The sequence below is a fragment of the Pseudoalteromonas sp. NZS127 genome (genome assembly GCF_015864805.1).
GTDB lineage: Bacteria > Pseudomonadota > Gammaproteobacteria > Enterobacterales > Alteromonadaceae > Pseudoalteromonas > Pseudoalteromonas nigrifaciens.
Window position 1 is genome coordinate 1 of the sequence record NZ_JADYWN010000010.1, and the last position, 20,962, is coordinate 20,962.

The window sequence follows — 20,962 nt, forward strand, 5'->3', positions numbered from 1 at the left end:
CTGTTTAAATTCATTAAAGCTAGAGCGATAGGGTAATAGCTCTAGCTTGGCATACTGGCAGGATCAGTCAATAGCTAAAAAAGATCCTTAGAAAATAATTTGTCTTGGTGAATAGTTACAAGTAATTTACTTTAAATGTTACAAAGCCTTCGCTTGCATCGTGCTCAGTGTCGATGAGGGTTAGCTTTATAAAGCGGCAGCTATCAGCAAAGTCTTTAATCTCTTTTACAGGGTTTTCTGCCTGTTTTTCACTTGCATAAGTTTGATAAACATAAGTTGCATTTTTAAGTACATATGCACTGTAGCGAGCACGCATAAGTTGCTCAGGTGTTTCAGCTATTTTTGATGCTAAATGAAGTGGTTCACAGCAGTCAGCATAATTTTGCTGGCTGCCACAAAAGCAAGGAGAAGTCGTTAATGAGGTCATAATATTAATATAAAGTGTTTAAAACACGAGTTTAACAAGCTTATTGAGTTAGTGGTATCTCAAGGTTGTGAGTATTTTTAGTAAAACAGTAAAGCTTAGTATTTGTAGTGCTTAAATTTAATGATAGCTGTGTCAGCTGTTGATCATTAATAATATCAGTCCAGGTAATAACCGCAGCAAAGTTTCCGTTGTGCAGCGCCGAGCTAAGTACATACTCTAAGTTTACTAAATGTTTTTGCCTGATCACCAGTAATTTGCTGGTGTCAATGGAGCATGAATCAAGCAAGGCTTTACTCGGTACATGGTCAGGGGCAATCAGCAGTGTCCATGCATTTAAGCTGTTGTATTGGTGTAATACTTTAAGCAATTCAAAGGTTGCTGAAATTTCATCTTCAATTTGAATTAAATTTACACAATCACTTTTATCGTCTTGCTGATAACTTTTAACGGTTCTTACGGTAATAGGCTGTAACATAAATTTCTCACTCACTGGGTTTTTATACAGTACCCATATACAGTAGTTTATACAGTGTTATGGTGCAAGTGTTTTTTTGCTAATTATTTGTACAGTCATTCAGTTTTAAATTTTTACACGGATAAAAAAACAAAAATAACTATTAAAAACAGGGCGTTAATATTTTAGGTATATATTTATATTTTTTATTAAAGTTATGCGGCGAATAGCACCTATACAGTACTTTATGCTCTATTATTTACGTTAAAGTAAAGCTGATTGCTCAGCATATAAGCACGGTAATTATTATTTTTAAAACCTGAAGTACATACGTATTACCGTGTCATATTTATTATTTCAGCTACTTCAATAACTTAATGCATAACAAGGTAAAATGTCCGGTATTTCGCTATTTTTATGCTAAAATCTCGCCACTTTTTACTACCTTAAGTTTGTTATGCTCGAAGCCTTATTTAAAATCCGCGCAAATGATTCCTCAGTACAACGTGAATGTGTTGCCGGTATGACTACTTTTATTACTATGGTTTATATTGTTTTTGTTAATCCAGCAATGCTTGCTCAAGCAGGAATGGATCAAGGCGCTGCGTTTGTAGCTACATGTATTGCAGCTGCAATAGGCTGTTTTATTATGGGCCTATGGGCCAATTATCCGTTAGCGTTAGCGCCGGGTATGGGATTAAATGCTTTTTTTACCTATGGCGTTGTTTTAGGAATGGGTTATACCTGGGAAGCGGCATTAGGTGCTGTGTTTATGTCGGGTTGTATATTTTTATTTTTAAGTTTATTTAAAGTACGAGAGTGGATTATTAATGCCATTCCACTGGTGCTAAAACAAGCAATAGCGACCGGTATTGGTGCTTTTTTGGCGCTAATTGCGCTTAAAAGTGCAGGGATCATAGTATCTAGCCCTGCAACCTTAGTGCAGCTAGGTGATATTACTGCACCTGGGCCATTACTTGCTATTTTAAGTTTTTTTGTGATTGCGGCATTGTTATATCGCGATTTTAAAAGTGGTGTGTTAATTAGTATTTTACTGGTAACAGGTATTGCTTTGGCTTTTGGTTTGGTTGAATATCAGGGGGTTATGTCTATGCCGCCGTCAATTTTACCAACCTTTATGCAACTTGATTTTAGTGCGGCATTTGAGCTTTCAATGTTGAGTGTTATTTTTGCATTTTTATTTGTAGATTTATTTGATACCTCAGGCACCTTGGTTGCAGTCACGCAAAAAGCAGGGCTTGCAGATGAAAAAGGCAATATGCCACGTTTAGGGCGCGCTCTTAGCGCTGATAGCACTGCCACTATTGCTGGTGCAATGCTTGGTACATCTACTACTACATCTTACATAGAGTCGGTGGCTGGCGTTTCTGTAGGCGGACGCACAGGCTTAACAGCCGTTGTTGTGGGTATTTGTTTTTTATTGATGATGTTTTTTGCGCCACTAGCGCAAATGGTGCCAGCGTATGCCACTGCCGGTGCTATTTTATATGTTTCGGTACTTATGCTACAAAACTTAAAGTTTGTAAACTGGGACGACATGACAGATGCCATTCCTGTTAGTGTGGTGTTATTAATGACCCCGCTGACATTTTCTATTGCTCACGGTATAGCGCTTGGGTTTATTTCATACACTGCGGTTAAGGTATTATGCGGTAAAAAGGATCAAGTAAGTATTAGTGTGTGGATTTTAACGGCATTGTTTATTGTTAAGTTTGCATTTTTATCTTAAAAAACTTATTTATCTATCAATAAAAAAAGCCCATACAATTTTGTATGGGCTTTTTTTATAAATTATAGTACTAATTTACCATTTCTTTTTCGGAGCAAACAATATGTCTAGGTCATCTTGCTCTTGTTCAGTTTTCTTTTTAAGTGCATCGGCATTCGATGCTCTTAACTCAACACTAATAGCTTCTAAGTAGCCTTCTACTTCTTGATATTTAGCAGTTACATATGGATCGCTATACGATACCGCACTGAGTGAAGCATGGGCTTTTTCAAAATATTGTCTAGCTGAACCTACCATGCCTGCAGAGCGCGCCGATAAACCACGTTTAATTTGGCTTTCAATATTTATTTGTAACTGCAGTTTTTCCATTCGTTTGTCTTCAATTACAAATAGTTGGCTATCGAGGTTACCTTTATTGTGCTCAGAGCGTAGAATAATACGTAATTTTTTTATGCCCTGTATTAGCGATACCAATTGCTTATCGTTACTTGGCAGTGAAAGCGATTCGCTATTGCTTCCTTGAACTGGGTTATTCAAACGCTCTTTCGCTTCATTTAAACGGTTTTTTAATATTTTAGAACCAGGTGAAAGCGATACCATGGTACTAAGCGCATCATGATTACGACGCTGTAAAACACGAAGTGTGTTATCTGAAAACGGGATATTAGCGTTATTCATTAACGCTTCCTCGGTTTCCTCAATGATAGCTTTTTGTTTGGTTAGTTCTTTACGGCGATCAGCTTCTTGTTTTTCTTTATGCTGTTGCACCGCACTTACCCAAAGCGCAATCACAATAAGAGCAACAATGAGTATAATTATAATAGAGACGATCATGTTACAGTTCTCGGGTTCTAAACCTAATTGCTCAATCTTACATTAAATATATAAGAACAGGAAAACTTTGCGCTAATTAACTATAAAAGCAGGCTAAGAAAGCGTTTAAATCTTAATGCTTTATATGATAATCATTGCTATCTGAAGTATATTTATTGTGCTAGCCTAAGCCTATATTTATTAAATACGATATTATCAATTAAAACCTACCATTTGTCGGGTGGTCAGTTTTTAAAGATAAAGTATTTACCCCCTCAAAAACGAATAATAACGAAAATACATAGCTATGAAATTACAACAACTTAGATATATTGTAGAAGTTCAAAATCATAAATTAAATGTCTCAGCAACAGCTGAAAGTTTATTTACCTCACAACCAGGTATTTCTAAGCAAGTGCGCATGCTTGAAGATGAGTTAGGTATTCAAATTTTTGGTCGCAGTGGTAAACATTTAACGCATGTAACGAGTGCCGGTGAAGAAGTCATTAATATATCGCGCGAAATCCTCTCAAAAGTGGAAGGTATTAAAGCGGTTGCTCATGAGCATACTTTACCTGATCAAGGTAAGCTTAATATTGCCACTACTCATACCCAAGCACGTTACGCATTGCCGAATGTTATTAAAGGGTTTATGAAAAAATATCCCGCAGTGTCACTTCATATGCACCAAGGTACACCGCAGCAAATATCAGATGCAGCTGCACGTGGCGATGCTGACTTTGCTATTGCAACAGAAGCGCTACACTTATATTCAGACCTTGTTATGCTGCCTTGTTATCATTGGAACCGTAGTATTGTGGTGGCAAAAGACCACCCATTAGCTAAAAAAGCCAATAGTATAACCGTGGCTGATATTGCAAAATATCCGCTTATTACTTATGTATTTGGCTTTACTGGCCGCTCAGAACTAGATAAAGCATTTAGTGCTCATGGGCTTGAGCCGCACATAGTATTTACCGCCACCGATGCCGACGTTATTAAAACGTATGTACGCTTAGGGTTAGGTGTTGGAGTGGTTGCGTCAATGGCGATTGACCAGGTCAGTGATACTGATTTAGTGTGTATTGATGCCAGCCATTTATTTGAAGCGAGTACCACTAAAATTGGTTTTAGAAAAGGCAGTTTTTTACGCACTTATATGTATGACTTTATTGAACGCTTTGCACCACACTTAACAAAAGAGCGAGTAGAGCGTGCTAACTTATTACGCAACCAAGAAGATGTTGATAAGTTATTTGCTGATATAGAATTGCCAGTTAAATAATTGTTTCGGTATCTAATACTTAACTGTTAACTGTTAAAAGTAGCTAATAAAAAAGGCGCCTGTTTTTAAACAGGCGCCTTTTTTAATTATAATTAAGTGTGTTAACACTCAATTATATTAACGGCTAAACCACCACGAGCGGTTTCTTTATATTTAGTTTTCATATCGTTACCGGTTTCGAGCATAGTTTTAATCACTTTATCGAGTGATACTTTTTGCTCGCCGCTACCACGAATTGCAAGGCGTGACGCATTAATTGCTTTAATCGCGCCCATGGCGTTGCGTTCAATACACGGTACTTGCACTAAGCCACCAACTGGGTCACACGTAAGCCCTAAGTTATGCTCCATGCCAATTTCGGCGGCATTTTCTACTTGCACTACATTACCACCTACAATTTCGGTAAGTGCGCCTGCAGCCATTGAGCAAGCCACGCCCACTTCACCTTGGCAACCTACTTCGGCACCCGAAATAGAGGCGTTCTTTTTATATAAAATACCGATAGCGGCGGCGGTTAATAAATAACGCGTAACTATGTCGCGATCAACTTCTTTTATAAAAGTATGATAATACATAAGTACTGCTGGTAAAATACCCGCTGCGCCATTGGTAGGCGCGGTTACAACACGCCCGCCTGCGGCGTTTTCTTCATTTACAGCTAAAGCAAATAAGTCGACCCAATCCATAGCACGTAGGGGGTCGTTACTTACTTCAACATTAAGTTTTAAATGTAAATTAGGAGCACGACGTTTTACTTTTAAACCGCCTGGTAAAATCCCTTCGGTACGCATACCACGCTCAATACAGGCTTTCATTACCTGCCAAATATTAAATAACTCGTCTTTAATGTCGTTTTCGCTGCGTAGTGTTTTTTCGTTATGCATCATTAAAGTAGATACACTGAAACCCGACTCTTTACACATTTCCAGTAATTCTTGTGCGCTACCAAACGGAAAAGGTGCAGGGTTTTCTTCACGAATATCAAGCGCTGCTTGTTTTTCGTTTTCAAAATCTTGGTCAGTAACAATAAAGCCACCGCCAATTGAGTAATAAATTTGGCTATAAACCTTCTCGCCATTATTAGAGGCAATAATTTCCATTGCATTAGAGTGCTTAGGTAGCGTTTTACGACGGTGAAAAACAATAGCCCCTTGCTTTGGGAATTTAGCCTTATGCGTTTGATTTAAATAAATAACTTGTTCTTTTTCAATTGTGGCTAAAATAGTATCAACCAAATCGGCGTCGATGGTTTCAGGATCATACCCAGCAAGGCCAAGTATTACAGCTTTACCCGAGCCGTGGCCAATACCAGTTTGACCTAACGAGCCATATAGCTCTACTTTAATGTCGGTAACGTTTGCTAATAATTGTTTTTCTTGTAGGTCATTAACAAATAAACGAGATGCGCGCATTGGGCCAACGGTATGTGACGAAGAAGGGCCAATACCAATACTAAACATATCAAATGCACTTATCATAATGTGTCTCTTCTGTGTTTACTCAGCACTAGGCTGCTTTTTTGAACGGTCGTGTATAGTAACGCTAAATTGTGACTATGTAACCATTAATCAAGAACATTTAAACTGGTAAGGCGAGTTGTTTTGTAAAGTTTTTAATGATGCTTGCAGTTGCACCCCAAAGTAAACCATGTGGGGTATTGTAACCATATAAAATAATGGTTTTACCAAAACGCTGAAAAGGCAGGGGCTGCCAATTAGCCTCGTTAGTTAAATCACGCAGTGGTAATAAAAAACTAGCTTGTACCTCATTATGATCGTTCTCCCAAATAGTGTGTTTATTAAGCATGCCAACAAAAGGGCTAATGTTAAAGCCGGTGAGTGTTGAGTACAAAGGTAATTGGCCAAATACTTTAACATTACTGGGCGTAATATTTAGCTCTTCATGTAGTTCACGCAGGGCAGTAGTGCGAAGCGTAATATCACTTGCTTCAAACTTACCACCGGGCAAGCAAATTTCACCGGGATGATGGTGCAAATAAATAGGGCGCTTACACAGTAAAATATGCGCATGATCGTCTACATCAATAAGCGGCAACATGACTGCGCTGGCACGCTTTTTAGGGGTATCTATTCCTTGATCTGGCGCTGCCGTAGGGCTTAACTGAAACCGCGCTATAATGTGTTCACTATTCAAAGCGACCTACTGTTATTTATAATAATGGAAGTATTTTATTTACTTTATCGTATGTTTCTTGATATTCCAATGCAACTTTAGAATCAGCTACTATGCCACCACCGGCCCAGCAGTGTATTTGTTGAGCGTGGCATACTAAAGTGCGAATAGTAATGCTGGTATCCATGTTACCACAAGCACTTAAATAGCCTATTGAACCACAATAAATACTGCGACGATGCGGTTCAAGTTCTTCAATAATCTCCATTGCTCTCACTTTAGGCGCGCCAGTAATCGAGCCCCCAGGAAATGCTGCAGCGAGTTGATCAACCGCCGTTTTACCCTCTGCCAATGTGGCAGTAACTGTACTAACTAAATGATGCACCGCCGGAAAGCTCTCAATAGCAAATAATGAGGGCACCTGTACCGATCCTGGTTTGGCTACTTTACCTAAATCGTTTCGTAATAAATCAACAATCATTACATTTTCGGCGCGATCTTTGGCAGAGTTTGCCAATAATTGTGCTTGCTGGGCGTCTTGCTGCGGATCCGCTTTTCGCGGTAGCGTGCCTTTAATCGGCTTAGTTTGCACTTGATTATCGCTTACTAATATAAAACGCTCCGGAGAAATAGACAAAATTGCGCCTTGCGGATGGTTTATAAAGCTAGAAAACGGCGCTTTATTCGCTGCTGTTAATTTAACGTAGGCAGCCCAAGGCGAGCCTTCATATTGGGCACTAAAACGCTGTGCTAAATTTATTTGATAGCAATCGCCTGTTTTTAAATAATCTTCAATTACGGCAAATTTTTGCGCATAATCAGCGCGGCTCATATTAGATTGCCACGCAGTTTTAAGTGCAAAGCTAGGCATAATGGCAGGTTGTGCTAAATACTGCTGATAAAGTGCTAAGCGATTAACCTTAGGCTGGGCAATATAAAACCAACTGTTTTGTTGTTTATCGTATATGAGTGCATCTAAGTACAAGCCAACGGCCATTTGTGGCAAGTCTATATCGTTTATAGCGCTACTTGGGAGGTTTTCAAGTGTGCGGCCTAAGTCATAACCCAAATAACCCAGCCAGCCACCACTAAAGGGTAGGTTGTTGGCCGCTTTGTTGTTATTAAGTTTTAGCAGTTCGCTGTTCATTATTTCAAAGCAGCTTCTTGCATCGGGTTGGTTATTTAAAATACTCAGGTTGTTTTGTACTTCCAGTGTGCTTTTGGGCTCGATGGCAATAATATCAAAACGACTGTCTACATGCTCACTATTAGCCGAATCGAGTAAAATAGCGTAAGGCAAGTGGGCAAAATGCGCAAATACATCAATACAGCTTTGTGTTATGGCTAATTTTATACAATTATTTTTATTGTTTAGCATTTACTACCCCTTTAAGAACTGGCTCGAAACGGGCGAGGAGGGTATCATAAGTCAAATTTTTTTGGCAGCGTTTAGTTGCTTCCCAAATTAAAAACAGTGCAAACCACCGTCACCGGTTTGATATAGCTTACGCGACACCGCGTAACGGTAACTTAAGGAACCACTATGAGTACAATCCGTCAGCAAGACTTTATAGATAGCATTGAAGATGCTTTGCAGTATATTTCCTTCTATCATCCCCTTGATTTTGTTCAAGCGCTTGAAAAAGCCTATAACAAAGAACAAAGTAAAGCAGCAAAAGATGCCATCGCACAAATTCTAATTAACTCGCGTATGTCGGCTGAGGGCAAGCGTCCGCTTTGCCAAGACACAGGTATTATTACCTGTTTTGTTAAAGTGGGTATGGATGTTAACTGGGATAAAACCGATTTAACCGTTCAACAAATGGTTGATGAAGGCACACGCCGTGCATACTTAAATCCAGACAACCCGCTGCGCGCCTCTATTGTTGCAGACCCTGCAGGTACTCGTAAAAACACCAAAGACAATACCCCTTCAGTTGTACATATAGATTTAGTAGCGGGCGGTAAGGTTGAAGTAATGGTAGCGGCTAAAGGCGGCGGCTCTGAAAACAAAAGTAAAATGGTTATGTTAAACCCATCTGACGATGTGGCAGAATGGGTAGAAAAAACGCTACCTACAATGGGCGCAGGCTGGTGTCCGCCTGGCATGCTAGGTATAGGTATTGGTGGTACGGCTGAAAAAGCGGCAGTAATGGCTAAAGAGTCGTTAATGGATCCGGTAGATATTCATGAATTAATGGAACGCGGTGCAGAAACCACAGAAGAAAAGCTACGTTTAGAAATATTTGAACGTGCTAATAAATTAGGTATTGGCGCACAAGGCTTAGGCGGTTTAACAACGGTTGTTGATGTTAAAATTAAAACAGCACCAACGCATGCAGCGTCAAAACCGGTCGTGATGATCCCTAACTGTGCGGCTACTCGCCACGTACACTTTACCCTTGATGGTTCAGGCCCAGCAAACCTAAAAGCACCTAAGTTAGAAGATTGGCCACAAGTAACCTTTGAAGTGGGCGAAGGCACACGTCGTGTTGATTTAAATACCTTGACCAAAAAAGATGTGCAAGAATGGAAAATGGGTGAAACTGTTTTACTTTCGGGTACTATTTTAACGGGTCGAGATGCCGCGCATAAGCGTTTGCAAGACATGATCAACTCAGGCGAAGGTTTACCTAAAGGCGTAGATTTTGATAATAAATTTATTTATTACGTAGGCCCAGTAGATGCTGTACGTGACGAAGCAGTTGGCCCAGCGGGTCCGACAACGGCTACGCGTATGGATAAATTTACCGATATGATGCTAGAAAAAACCGGTATTGTAGGCATGATAGGTAAAGCAGAGCGTGGCCCTGCTACGGTTGAGTCTATTAAGCAGCATAAGTCAGTGTACTTAATGGCAGTTGGCGGCGCGGCGTATTTAGTATCTAAAGCAATTAAAAAAGCACGTGTTGTTGCTTTCGAAGATTTAGGTATGGAAGCCATCTACGAGTTTGAAGTAGAAGATATGCCGGTAACAGTCGCTGTTGATAGCGAAGGTGCTAATGCGCATACGCAAGGCCCTGCAATTTGGAAAGCTAAAATTGAAGAGCTAGATAGCAAGCTAAAGTAATCTAACTTACTAATATACAAAGCGAGCCCTGTGCTCGCTTTTTGTTTAACTTAAACTAAGTAACCTGACCTCTGGATAATAAACCTATCTCAAGCAGCTATTTTCAGCGCTAACTGCGTTGAATTCACTGAAAATCTCTGGCTAGAGAAAATAAAGATAAATATAACTATGATTCAATACGTTAGTAAATTTCTTAACCAGAGTTCAGGTTAAATAACCTGTTCTATTGCCCGTAATTTAATTTGCTTAGCAAAAGAGTGAACAGCTCTGACCAGTTCTCTTAAACCACCCCCTTTTTAAGGCAAACCTATGTAGCATAAGCGTTTGCATATTATGCTTGCGTGTAATTTAAACTTTACAGTTATTAGTTGCATTACGTTCACGTAAGCGTAAACCTTGCGGTGTTTGTTATTTTTAGCTTTTAATACTTGATTGCTTTACCTTTGTGGAATTTTTATGTGCACTTACCATTAAAGCTGGCTATTTAATTCAATGCTGTTTTGCGCTTGGGTTTATCCTCTCGTGGTATAGCGAAGCGTTATCCGAAGTGATAAAGTCTCGGCAATTTCATGCATGCATACCCTTTAGGGTTAACTATTTCGGAGTATTTAAAGTGGTTGTGTTTAATCAAGTTGAATTTGATAACCATGAACAAGTGGTTTTTTGTACTGATAAAGAGTCGGGTTTAAAAGCAATAATTGCGGTACATAATACTAACCTAGGTCCGGCAGTGGGCGGATGTAGAATGTGGGATTATGCAAATGATGAAGATGCAGTTTACGACGTGCTGCGTTTATCCAAAGGCATGACCTATAAAAATGCAGTTGCGCGCTTGCCATTTGGTGGCGGTAAATCTGTGATTATTGGTAATGCTAAAGAAATTAAATCTGAGCAATTATTCCGTGCTTTTGGTCGTCAATTAGAGCGATTAAACGGCAGCTACTATTCTGCTGAAGATGTAAATATCAACTGCGACGATGTTGCAATGATGAACAAAGAAACCAGTTATGTACTTGGCCTTGAAGGCAAAAGTGGTAACCCATCACCATTTACAGCATACGGTACGTTTTTAGGTATAAAAGCGGCATTAAACCATCAGCGTGGTCATCAAAACTTTGCTGGTATTAAAGTAGCAGTACAAGGGTTAGGGACTGTTGCTTATACTTTATGTAAGCATTTGTCAGAGGCGGGCGCTGAGCTATATGTTACTGATATTAACCAAGCAGCAATTGACCGTGTTGTTAATGAGTTTGGTGCTACAGCCGTTGGCATTGACGAAATTTACGATTTAGACGTAGACGTGTACGCACCTTGTGCACTAGGTGCAACTATAAACGATGCAACTATACCGCGCCTTAAAGCTACTATAATTGCAGGCTGTGCCAATAACCAGTTGGCACAATCGCGCCATGGTGAAATTATTCGTGAGAAAGGTATTTTATATGCACCAGATTACGTAATTAACGCCGGTGGTATTATTAATGTTTATTATGAAACGCTACCAGAAGGGTACAGTGCTGCTGCGTCAAATAAACATGTTGAAGGTATTTTTGATACCCTAACTGAAATTTTTGCGCGTAGTGAAAAAGAGCAAAAATCTACGCATTTAATTGCTGATGAGCTTGCACAAGAGATCCTTAAAAACGGTCTTTAATCGGCTAAATAAGTTAACCGTAAATATTAGGGCGTGCAATTGCACGCCTTTTTTTTGTTTATACGTTAAACTTAATTTTTTATTTTATGTGTTTATTTATCTATGTCTTCTTCGCCTGTTTCTATGCAGCCTATTGATTTTGATAGCTGGCCCCGTAAACAACATTTTGAGTTGTTTAAACACTTTTCTCAACCTTACTTTAATGTGTGTGTACAGCTAAACGCGAAGGCCTTATATAATTACTGTAAAGCGCATCAGCTGTCTTTTTTTCAGGCCTATACTTATGCCACACTTAAAGCGTGCCATGCGTACCCGCCAATTATGCTGCGTATTATTAATGATAAGCCATGGCTACTAAGTAACACCCGCGCTAGTGTGGTTGAGCTGGCAGCAGATGACTCGTTCAGGTTTAGTTACTTTAGTGATAAGGCCAACTTTACTGAGTTTGCCGTGCATGCCAGCGCAGTTAGTTTTAATGCTAAATCGCAGCCTTTATTTTCTGACGCCTTTGCACAAACCGAAGGGCAGGCCGACTTAATTCATATTTCGGTATTACCTTGGCTAAATTTTAGTGCTTTTTCGCATGCGTTTAGTGAAGGGAAATGTTTAGGGATCCCTAAATTTGTATTTGGTCAGTTTAATAAACAGCTGCAAACTATGCCTTTAGTTATTGATGTACATCACTCTTTAATGGATGGTTTACACGTGGCAAAGTTTATAAACATTTTACAGGATACATTTGATAACTTTTGTAAAGATTAGTTAATGAAATGCTACTGCAGGCTGTGGTAGTATTTTCTTAGTTTAGCTAGTTTTAGTTGGTTTTTAATCACTTAAGATTGCGTTACATTTAGTGAGTAATACTAATTAATCAATAATAATTATAAAGGTCGCAGTGATGAAGCATTTAGGGATTGTATGTGTATTTTTCGTCATGTTCACGTGTCAGGTGCAGTCACAAACTCGCTTACCTTTAAATGATTATTTTTTTGAAACATGGAATACCCGCTCAGGCCTGCCTCACAATAGTATTAATAGCTTAGCGCAAACTCAAGACGGTTACTTATGGATAGCAACATGGGAGGGTTTAGCGCGCTTTAATGGCCAAGAATTTAAGCTATTTACTCGCGCTGAAATCAATAACCTGCCTGACTCAGGGCTTCGTGCACTTACTCCTACCAATGACGGCGGCTTATTAATAGCCGGTTCAAGAGGCGGTATTAGCTTATATCAATATAGGCAATGGAATACTCAGCCGAGTGCCTCAGCTATGGTTAATCATATAATTAAAAGTAACGATGACGGGTTTTGGCTGGCATTAGAAAATGACGGTGTGTTTTACCGTGGGGCTAATAGTAAACACGATCAGGCTATTATTCATAATGTTAGCGCCTACCGTGTACTTGAAGATGCCAACGGTGTTATTTGGGCTGCTACTAGTGATGGTTTATATAAAATTGTTGATCAGCAAGCAAGCTTAATAACAGCCGATGACGGGCTACCCAATGCAGCCGTTTATACTCTACTACTTACCCGCCAAGGGAAATTAATTATTGGCAGCGAGCGCGGTGCTTATATTCTCAAAGACGCAGTATTTACTGCCATTCATCCACAGCTTAGTGCTGAGTCTATTTCTAGTTTATTAGAAGATAACCATGGTGATTTATGGTTTGGCACTATTAATAAAGGTGTTTTTCGACTCAGTGTGGCTGGACTAGAGCAATTAGACGCGAAAGGCGGGCTCCCTGCCAATAGAATATTGTCTTTATTACAAGATAGAGAAAACAGTATTTGGGTGGGCACTAATGCGGGGCTTTTTAGATTAAGAGAAGCGCCATTTACCGCCTGGACTATTAAGCGGGGTTTAGCTGGGGATTATGTGCGAACAGTATTATCGCACTCCGATGGTAGTTTATGGGTAGGGAGTAGTGCTGGCCTTAACAAAATTAAAAATAATAATGTAATTCAAATAGAAGGCACTAAAGAAGGTTCTCCCTATTCGGTATTGAGCTTACTAGAAGACAAGGATGGTGATGTATGGATTGGCACTTATACATCGGGTGTACTAAAGGTCAGTAATAATAAAATAACACCTTATTTAAATCGTAGTAATGGCCTTGGGAGTAACGAAGTAAGAGGGCTATTACTCGACTCTAAACAGCGGTTATGGATTGGCTCTGCTATGGGGTTAACGCGAGTTGAAAAAGATGGCTCATTAGTGCAATTTACCAATAAAAAAGAGCTGCCTAGCGGTTTTATTTTAGCACTCAGTGAAGACAAAAAAGGCAATGTTTGGATTGGCACCGGCAATGGTGTTGTGCTGTTTAATATGCTAACTGAGCAATTTAGTGCCATAAGCTTTCCGGTGCAATTTGCTGCCGAGTATGGGTTTGGTTTTTATTTTGATGACGACTATACATGGATGACTACAGATCGTGGGTTAGTGCGTTATGAGCACAGTACAGGAAAAATGGCTATTTTAGGGCGGGAGCAAGGACTGCCAGTCGATAAGTTATTTCAAATTGTGGCCCACAAAAATTCATTCTGGTTATCGAGTAACCGCGGGGTTATTCAGGTTGATCGCCAGCACGTTAATCATGTTCTAGATGCAAAACAAAAAAATATAAATATTCCACTTGTATTCCAACTTTATGACGAGGGCGATGGCATGCTCAGTGCACAAGTTAATGGCGGCTCGACCCCATCAGCAACAGTGCATAAAGATGGCACAATTTGGTTTGCTACTGCAAAAGGAGTAAGCGCGCTAAAACCTGAGTTATTGCAAGCATCAACTAAAGTAAACTTGCCTACTATGATCGAGAGCTTTAGCGTTAACGGCAGAGCAACAGCGCTCCCATTAGATGGTGAAACAGTATTATTGCCGCCTAATGTTTCTAGGTTATCTTTTCAGTATGCGGGTTTGAGTTTTATTATGCCGCAGCGTTTAAGTTTTCAAACACAGTTAGAAGGTTTTAATAAAGAGTGGGTAAACCGCCAGCACATGACTGGTGCAGAATACACCAACTTACCTGCAGGTAAGTATACGTTTAAGGTGCGCGCCGGGTATCCAAATACGCAATGGCAGCAAAATGAGCAAAAAATTAGCTTTATAATTCAGGCACATTATTGGCAAAAACTGAGCTTTAAATTAACGCTGTTTTTTACTTTTTTGGTCACTATATATGCTATTTATAAATACCGCTTATATCATTATAAAAAAGTAGAGGCAGAGCTAACCAAACGAGTAGAGAAGCAAACACAAGACCTTCAAGATCAAGCCAATGCCTTTGCTTATCAAGCCACTCACGACCAACTTACTGACATGCCTAACCGGCGCGCTTTTGATAGTTGGTTAGCAGCAAACTTTGCCACTTATAAGCAGAAAAATAAAATATTGGCTATTGCTATCATGGATATAGATCACTTTAAGCGAGTGAACGATGGCTGGTCACACATTGTTGGCGATAAAGTTATTTGTGAAATAGCCAAAATGCTTAAATCGCGCTGTGAAGGAGAGCAACAAGTAGCTCGCTGGGGCGGGGAGGAATTTACCTTAGTATTTCCTAACAAAACAGCAGCAGAAGCAAAGCTCATGTGTGAACTATTACGGGAGGATATTGCAAGTAACGACTTTTCAGTAATTGCAGAAGGGCTGCATCAAGTAACCGCAAGTTTTGGTGTTTCTGATTCCAATAATATAGACGATTACGACCGACTGTTATCGGGAGCCGATCAGGCATTATACAAAGCGAAAAACGGTGGCCGTAATCGTACCGAAATCATGTGATTGAAAAGTGCCTCAGTCGCACACATATAGAGAGTATACATTGAGCGAAGGCATCAGCATGATAAATGGATTGTTAATTGTTACCTTAATTATTTTTGTGGTTATTTTTTGGCGTTGGTCTGCTATTCAAAATAGATTATGGCGACGTAAATATAAAACTCTTGAGCTTAATTCACAGCAAAAAGATATTTTACTGCGTTGTATGCCTATTTATAAAAAAATGATCGATGCCGATAGAGCAAAGTTAGAACGCCATATTATGTGGTTTTTAAGCGAAAAACGCTTTGTAGGGTGCGATGGCTTAAAACTAACTGGCGCAATGAAGTTAATAGTTGCTGCCGACGCCTGCCTGCTAGTGCTCAATAAGCCTTGGCCTTTGTATAAAAACGTAAAAGAAATACTCCTATACCCAAGTGCTTATTATGCGCCGCAGTCAACGCGTGATAGTGCTGGCTTAGTTAGCTATCATAATGCTGTTAGGCTAGGAGAGTCGTGGCCAGGCGGTACACTAGTACTTAGTTGGCACGATGTACTAGAGGGGAATAGATTACCCAGTGATGGCCATAATTTAGTGTTTCATGAATTCGCGCATCAGCTAGATCAAGAAACCGGCAAAACAACCGGCACGCCGTTACTTAAAACTGCAGCCGAGTATAAAGAATGGGGGCGCGTATTTAGTCGTGCCTTTAATCAGTTAAAAAGTCATGTTGCTTATAGTATGGAGCATGTTATTCATAGTTATGGTGCGACTAATGAGGCTGAATTTTTTGCGGTGATCACCGAAACCTTTTTAGAAAAACCAGCAGAACTGCGCCGATATGACCCTGAAATTTATCGCTTGCTGGTGGACTATTATCAATTTGACCCTATAGTCTGGCATTAATTTACGGCATTTCATCCTATAACGCTGGCAACTTGTCGGCGTTTTTGTTGCAATCATGTAAGAGAGTTACATAGAGCAACAATAATAAGTGAGAATTGCATGAAAAAAATGCTGCAAACGGTGCTAGCTTTATCTGTGTCATTGGCATTAGGCAACGCACAAGCCCAACAAGACGATGAGCCAAAATGGCAAGTAGATTCACCTAAAGGGCAATTTGTAGATGCCACCATTAGTGTTGATCAAGGCACATGGATGAACTTAGATATTAGCCCTGATGGAAAAACACTGGTGTTTGATTTACTTGGCGATATTTATACTATGCCAATAAGTGGTGGCAGTGCCACACAACTTACCTCAGATATTGCATGGCAAATGCAACCGCGCTTTAGCCCAAATGGTAAACACATTGCTTTTACCTCAGATCAAGGTGGCGGCGATAATATTTGGATTATGGATTTAAACGGCGAAAACCAAAGTGCAGTAACCGACGAAACCTTTCGCTTATTAAACAGCCCTGCATGGAGTCCTGATGGCGACTACCTAGTTGCCCGTAAACACTTTACCGCAAGTCGCTCATTAGGGGCAGGCGAAGTATGGCTTTATCATAAAGCGGGTGGCAAAGGAGTACAGCTTACTAAGCGAGCCGACGATCAAAAAGACTTGGGTGAGCCAATGTTTTCGCCAGATGGTCGTTATGTGTACTTTTCACATGATGCAACGCCAGGTAAAACCTTTCATTATTCAAAAGACTCTGTAGCGGGAATTTATAAAATAAAACGTTACGACCGCGAAACCGGCGAAATTGAAACGGTGATTAGTGGCATGGGTGGCGCAATAAGACCAACACCTTCACCCGATGGTAAAAAGCTTGCTTATATAAAGCGTGACGACTTTCAAACTAGCCTGTATTTATACGACTTAACTAGCGGTGAGCATACTAAACTCTACGATAAGTTAGAACGTGATATGCAAGAAACCTGGGCTATTCATGGTGTTTACCCGACGATTGCTTGGACGCCAGATAACCAACAACTGGTATTTTGGGCTGGTGGCACAATACATAAACTCGATGTTAGCGATAAATCGGTAGAAACCATTGCTTTTAAAGTACAAACCACTAAAAAAATTCAAAAAGCAGTGCGTTTTACACAAAACCTCGATACAGATGAATTTGATGTAAAAATGCTGCGTAACGTACAAATTAGCCCAGATGGTGAAACGGCTATTTTTGAAGCGTTAGGACACATTTATAAACGTGATTTAGAATCAGGTAAAATTAAACGCTTAACCAAACAAACCGATCATTATGAGTTATTTCCGCAGTACTCGCGCGATGGCAAAAAAATAGTTTACACCACATGGGACGATAACGAGCAAGGCCAAGTACGTGTGGTTTCTGCACGAAGTGGCCGTGGCGATACTATAACTGAGCAACCGGGTAAATACGTTGAGCCTACCTTTAGCCCAGACGGTAAAACAGTGGTTTATCGCAAAGCCACCGGTGGCAGTATTTTAAACCCTAAGTGGTCGCTAAACCCAGGCGTTTACAGCGTAAGCACTAAAGATGGCAAAAGTGAGTTAATTTCAAAAAGTGGTTATCAGCCACAGTTTGGTGCAGCTAACGATCGGGTTTACATTATGAGCCCATGGCCAAAACCAACGCTTAGTGTAGTTGAGCTTGATACTAAAAAAGTACGTAAGCTTTACGAATCTGAGCATGCCACCGAATTTAGAGTATCGCCAGATGGCCAATACCTTGCATTTGCGGAGCGTTTTAAAGTATTTGTAACACCGTTTGTAGAAAGTGGTAAAACGCTTAATATTAGCCCCACAGACAACCAATTTCCTATTGAGCAGCTCTCTGTTCGTGCAGGAGAAAGCATTAGTTGGAGCGCTAACAGCAATAAGCTGTATTGGACCTTAGGCCCTGAGCTTTACCATGCCAGCCTTGAGGGTATGTTTGCTATTAACAAAGCTGACGATAAAGACTTTAAAGTAAAAAGTGGCGATAACTATTAGCTTTAGTAAAAAAATGGCTGAGCCAAAGGGCATGATAGCCCTAACTGGCGCTAAGATTATTACTATGGATGGTGAAAAAGTGATTGAGAATGGCGTGATTATCACCGATGGTAAGCATATAAAAGCCATTGGTACAGCCGCTGATATAAGCATTCCTAAAGGTGCTAAAGTAGTTGATGTAACAGGCAAAACGATTATGCCTGGGATAGTCGATGCTCATGCGCATGGCTCGCAAGCAAGTGATGAAATTATTCCACAACAAAACTGGAAAAACTTTGCAGGGCTTGCATTAGGTGTAACCACAATTCACGATCCATCAAACGATACCTCTGAAATATTCACCGCCAGTGAAATGCAAAAAGCAGGCATGATAGTTGGCCCGCGTATATTCTCTACCGGTACGATTTTATATGGCGCCAATATGCCAGGGTATACCTCGCATATTGACTCGTTAGATGATGCTAAATTTCATTTAGAGCGTTTAAAAAAGGTCGGTGCGTTTAGTGTTAAATCGTACAATCAACCGCGTCGCGAGCAACGCCAGCAAGTAATAGAAGCTGGGCGTGAACTGCAAATGATGGTAGTGCCTGAAGGTGGCTCATTACTACAACATAACCTAAGTATGATAGTAGATGGGCATACAGGCATTGAGCATTCAATTCCAGTAGAGCATATTTACGACGATATAAAACAGCTGTGGTCACAAAGTGATGTAGGTTATACGCCAACGCTTGTTGTAGCCTATGGCGGTATTTGGGGCGAAAATTACTGGTACGATAAAACGGATGTGTGGAATCACCCACGGTTAAGTAAATTTGTACCTAAAAACCAATTACTACCACGCTCAATGCGCCGTGTTAAAGCACCTGAGCATCACTATAACCATTTTAACAATGCCCGCGTAGCTGCTGAGCTGCAAGACTTAGGTGTGCTAGTTAACTTAGGTGCGCATGGCCAACGTGAAGGTTTAGGTGCGCACTGGGAAATGTGGATGTTTGCCCAAGGTGGTATGACCCCACTTGAAGCAATTAGGGCCTCAACACTTGATCCTGCTAAGTACTTAGGGCTAGATAAAAACGTCGGATCGCTTGAAGTAGGTAAGCTTGCTGATTTAATGGTAATTGATGGCGACCCGCTAAGTAATATCCGCGACTCAGACAAAATTGACTACACCATGATCAACGGCCGCTTATTTAATGCCGCAACTATGGTTGAGGTGGGTAAAAAGCAGCGTAAACCACTTTATTTTGAAAACAACAAATAGCATTTAAAGTGAGAGTTTAAATAACCCATAACACATTTAAAAGCGGCTAACTTAGTTTTAAGTTAGCCGCTTTTTTATAGGCATAAAAAAACCGCTTAACGCGGTTTATTTTAAAATCACATTAGGGTGTTAAACAACACCGCGCGGTAAACGACAGTCGTGCTCTTTACGCGCTAATTCTACAATCCAAAACTCTTCAGCTGTGTAACCGTCTTCATTTTCGGTAACAACAGTAAATGGTGCTTTTTTCTGTGCTTTAGCAGGCGCAGCCACTTTAGTTTTTTTCGTTTTAGCAGTTTTGCCAGAAGTTAATTTTTTAGTTAACTCTGCTACATCAGCTAGGCGTAAATTTTTGCCACCATCGATGCTGTACCAGCCTGGCTTTGTAGTGATTTCAGGTTTTTTACCGTTGGCAGCTTCATACGCTGATTCAAAGGCAGATAACACTGCTGTTTTGTCTAGTTTGCTCATTAGAGACCCTATACGTTGTTAACACAGATAAAGAAGTCCTATTTATACCTATTTTAAAAGTGTTTTTCAATTTTTTGCGATTTTCCTTCCATTTTAGCCCATAAACAGCCAAAATTTGCACAAAATTCAGTGTTAAGTAAGGTAGCTTGTATGCAACGTCGAGAATTTAACCAGCTGTTAAATGACATTTTAAAACCCCACACAATTAATGATTTTTGCCCAAATGGCCTACAAGTTGAAGGCAAAAATGAAATTAAAACCATAATTACTGGTGTTACTGCAAGCCAAGCACTGATTGATGCTGCAATAGAAAAAAATGCTGATGCAATATTAGTGCACCATGGGTACTTTTGGAAAGGCGAATCGCAACCAATTACAGGTATGAAAAAACGCCGCATTGGTGCGTTGTTAGCAAATGACATTAACTTATTTGCTTATCATTTACCGCTCGATATACATCCGGTGCTTGGTAATAACGCACAATTAGCACTGCTGCTAGATATTGAAATTGGGGCGGGTTTAGAGCCTGTTGCAAACAGCGTGGCAATGAAAGGACGTTTAAAAACACCGTTAACGGGTGAAGAGTTTGCCAATAAGATAGCCCAAGTGTTAAACAGAACACCACTAAGCAGTTTAGTACGAACCGATAAAATAGAGACAATTGGGTTATGCACAGGTGGTGGGCAAGGTTACATTGACCTAGCTGCAGAGCAGGGCCTTGACGCCTATTTAACCGGCGAAGCGTCGGAGCAAACTATTCATAGCTCGCGCGAGCAGAATATTGACTTTTTTGCCGCAGGGCACCACGCCACAGAACGCTACGGCATTAAAGCATTAGGCGAGCTACTTGCCCAAGAGCATGGTTTTGACGTCACATTTATTGACATAGATAACCCAGTATAAATAGTTGAAAATGTAATACATATAGAACCATCATTAGCTACCTAGCTGC

14 protein-coding genes and 2 pseudogenes are annotated in these 20,962 nt (G+C 40.2%); 9 read left to right on the top strand and 7 right to left on the bottom strand.

The window, feature by feature from the left end; translation table 11 throughout:
* Nucleotides 1-121: 121 nt before the first annotated feature.
* Nucleotides 122-427 (bottom strand): annotated as a pseudogene (locus I6E78_RS10470) (YchJ family protein); the annotation flags it as partial.
* A 40-nt stretch (nucleotides 428-467) separates the two neighbouring features.
* Nucleotides 468-902, bottom strand: a complete 435-nt coding sequence (locus I6E78_RS10475; RefSeq protein WP_011327844.1) for a SulA-like leucine-rich domain-containing protein — start codon at nucleotides 900-902, stop codon at nucleotides 468-470.
* A 436-nt stretch (nucleotides 903-1,338) separates the two neighbouring features.
* On the opposite strand from I6E78_RS10475, the gene I6E78_RS10480 reads away from it, so the two are divergent.
* Complete coding sequence (locus I6E78_RS10480; protein ID WP_050754470.1) at nucleotides 1,339-2,631, top strand: NCS2 family permease; 1,293 nt, start codon at nucleotides 1,339-1,341, stop codon at nucleotides 2,629-2,631.
* Between the two features lie 75 nt (nucleotides 2,632-2,706).
* Here the strand turns inward: I6E78_RS10480 and I6E78_RS10485 are convergent, their stop codons facing one another.
* Nucleotides 2,707-3,465 (bottom strand): hypothetical protein, encoded by a 759-nt coding sequence (locus I6E78_RS10485; protein WP_182683239.1) that lies wholly within the window; start codon nucleotides 3,463-3,465, stop codon nucleotides 2,707-2,709.
* A gap of 286 nt (nucleotides 3,466-3,751) precedes the next feature.
* On the opposite strand from I6E78_RS10485, the gene cysB reads away from it, so the two are divergent.
* The gene (cysB, locus tag I6E78_RS10490) at nucleotides 3,752-4,729 is read left to right on the top strand and encodes an HTH-type transcriptional regulator CysB (protein WP_011327847.1); all 978 of its coding nucleotides are present in this window, start codon (nucleotides 3,752-3,754) and stop codon (nucleotides 4,727-4,729) included.
* Nucleotides 4,730-4,830: 101 nt separating this feature from the next.
* Here cysB and I6E78_RS10495 read toward each other — a convergent pair whose 3' ends face one another.
* The 3 genes from I6E78_RS10495 to pabB all read right to left on the bottom strand — a co-directional run bounded on the left by I6E78_RS10495 (nucleotide 4,831) and on the right by pabB (nucleotide 8,240).
* Entirely contained in the window at nucleotides 4,831-6,207 is a 1,377-nt protein-coding gene (locus I6E78_RS10495) for an L-serine ammonia-lyase (protein ID WP_011327848.1), read from the bottom strand.
* A 100-nt stretch (nucleotides 6,208-6,307) separates the two neighbouring features.
* Entirely contained in the window at nucleotides 6,308-6,883 is a 576-nt protein-coding gene (locus I6E78_RS10500) for an NUDIX hydrolase (RefSeq protein WP_011327849.1), read from the bottom strand.
* A gap of 16 nt (nucleotides 6,884-6,899) precedes the next feature.
* A complete protein-coding gene (gene pabB / locus I6E78_RS10505) occupies nucleotides 6,900-8,240 on the bottom strand; it encodes an aminodeoxychorismate synthase component I (protein WP_089368018.1) in 1,341 nt (446 codons plus the stop codon).
* 165 nt (nucleotides 8,241-8,405) lie between these two features.
* Here pabB and I6E78_RS10510 point away from each other — a divergent pair, with 165 nt between their 5' ends.
* The 6 genes and pseudogenes from I6E78_RS10510 (at nucleotide 8,406) to I6E78_RS10535 (ending at nucleotide 19,539) form a co-directional block, all read left to right on the top strand.
* Nucleotides 8,406-9,932, top strand: a complete 1,527-nt coding sequence (locus I6E78_RS10510) for a fumarate hydratase (protein WP_011327851.1) — start codon at nucleotides 8,406-8,408, stop codon at nucleotides 9,930-9,932.
* Between the two features lie 613 nt (nucleotides 9,933-10,545).
* Nucleotides 10,546-11,586 carry a Leu/Phe/Val dehydrogenase gene (locus I6E78_RS10515; RefSeq protein ID WP_089368020.1) on the top strand — a complete coding sequence of 347 codons (1,041 nt, stop codon included), beginning with the start codon at nucleotides 10,546-10,548 and terminating at the stop codon, nucleotides 11,584-11,586.
* A gap of 123 nt (nucleotides 11,587-11,709) precedes the next feature.
* Nucleotides 11,710-12,348: a chloramphenicol acetyltransferase gene (locus I6E78_RS10520; protein WP_197182500.1), complete on the top strand. Its 639-nt coding sequence runs from the start codon at nucleotides 11,710-11,712 to the stop codon at nucleotides 12,346-12,348.
* 136 nt (nucleotides 12,349-12,484) lie between these two features.
* On the top strand, nucleotides 12,485-15,373 hold the full coding sequence (locus I6E78_RS10525) for a ligand-binding sensor domain-containing diguanylate cyclase (protein ID WP_197182437.1): 2,889 nt from the start codon (nucleotides 12,485-12,487) through the stop codon (nucleotides 15,371-15,373).
* A 58-nt stretch (nucleotides 15,374-15,431) separates the two neighbouring features.
* Nucleotides 15,432-16,256, top strand: a complete 825-nt coding sequence (locus tag I6E78_RS10530) for a M90 family metallopeptidase (RefSeq protein WP_197182438.1) — start codon at nucleotides 15,432-15,434, stop codon at nucleotides 16,254-16,256.
* A gap of 99 nt (nucleotides 16,257-16,355) precedes the next feature.
* A pseudogene (locus I6E78_RS10535) lies at nucleotides 16,356-19,539 on the top strand (amidohydrolase family protein).
* 129 nt (nucleotides 19,540-19,668) lie between these two features.
* Here the strand turns inward: I6E78_RS10535 and I6E78_RS10540 are convergent.
* Nucleotides 19,669-20,010: a hypothetical protein gene (locus tag I6E78_RS10540; protein WP_011327857.1), complete on the bottom strand. Its 342-nt coding sequence runs from the start codon at nucleotides 20,008-20,010 to the stop codon at nucleotides 19,669-19,671.
* Nucleotides 20,011-20,160: 150 nt separating this feature from the next.
* Between I6E78_RS10540 and I6E78_RS10545 the strand changes: the two genes are divergently transcribed.
* Nucleotides 20,161-20,913, top strand: a complete 753-nt coding sequence (locus I6E78_RS10545; RefSeq protein ID WP_197182439.1) for a Nif3-like dinuclear metal center hexameric protein — start codon at nucleotides 20,161-20,163, stop codon at nucleotides 20,911-20,913.
* The last annotated feature ends 49 nt before the right edge of the window (nucleotides 20,914-20,962 follow it).

Excerpts from the sequence above, each read along its gene's own strand:
- I6E78_RS10525 (WP_197182437.1), top strand. The coding sequence starts at position 12,485 with ATGAAGCATTTAGGGATTGTATGTGTATTTTTCGTCATGTTCACGTGT.
- I6E78_RS10510 (WP_011327851.1), top strand. The coding sequence starts at position 8,406 with ATGAGTACAATCCGTCAGCAAGACTTTATAGATAGCATTGAAGATGCT.
- I6E78_RS10520 (WP_197182500.1), top strand. The coding sequence starts at position 11,710 with ATGCAGCCTATTGATTTTGATAGCTGGCCCCGTAAACAACATTTTGAG.
- I6E78_RS10540 (WP_011327857.1), bottom strand. The coding sequence starts at position 20,010 with ATGAGCAAACTAGACAAAACAGCAGTGTTATCTGCCTTTGAATCAGCG.
- I6E78_RS10475 (WP_011327844.1), bottom strand. The coding sequence starts at position 902 with ATGTTACAGCCTATTACCGTAAGAACCGTTAAAAGTTATCAGCAAGAC.
- I6E78_RS10485 (WP_182683239.1), bottom strand. The coding sequence starts at position 3,465 with ATGATCGTCTCTATTATAATTATACTCATTGTTGCTCTTATTGTGATT.
- I6E78_RS10480 (WP_050754470.1), top strand. The coding sequence starts at position 1,339 with ATGCTCGAAGCCTTATTTAAAATCCGCGCAAATGATTCCTCAGTACAA.
- I6E78_RS10495 (WP_011327848.1), bottom strand. The coding sequence starts at position 6,207 with ATGATAAGTGCATTTGATATGTTTAGTATTGGTATTGGCCCTTCTTCG.
- cysB (WP_011327847.1), top strand. The coding sequence starts at position 3,752 with ATGAAATTACAACAACTTAGATATATTGTAGAAGTTCAAAATCATAAA.
- pabB (WP_089368018.1), bottom strand. The coding sequence starts at position 8,240 with ATGCTAAACAATAAAAATAATTGTATAAAATTAGCCATAACACAAAGC.
- I6E78_RS10545 (WP_197182439.1), top strand. The coding sequence starts at position 20,161 with ATGCAACGTCGAGAATTTAACCAGCTGTTAAATGACATTTTAAAACCC.
- I6E78_RS10530 (WP_197182438.1), top strand. The coding sequence starts at position 15,432 with ATGATAAATGGATTGTTAATTGTTACCTTAATTATTTTTGTGGTTATT.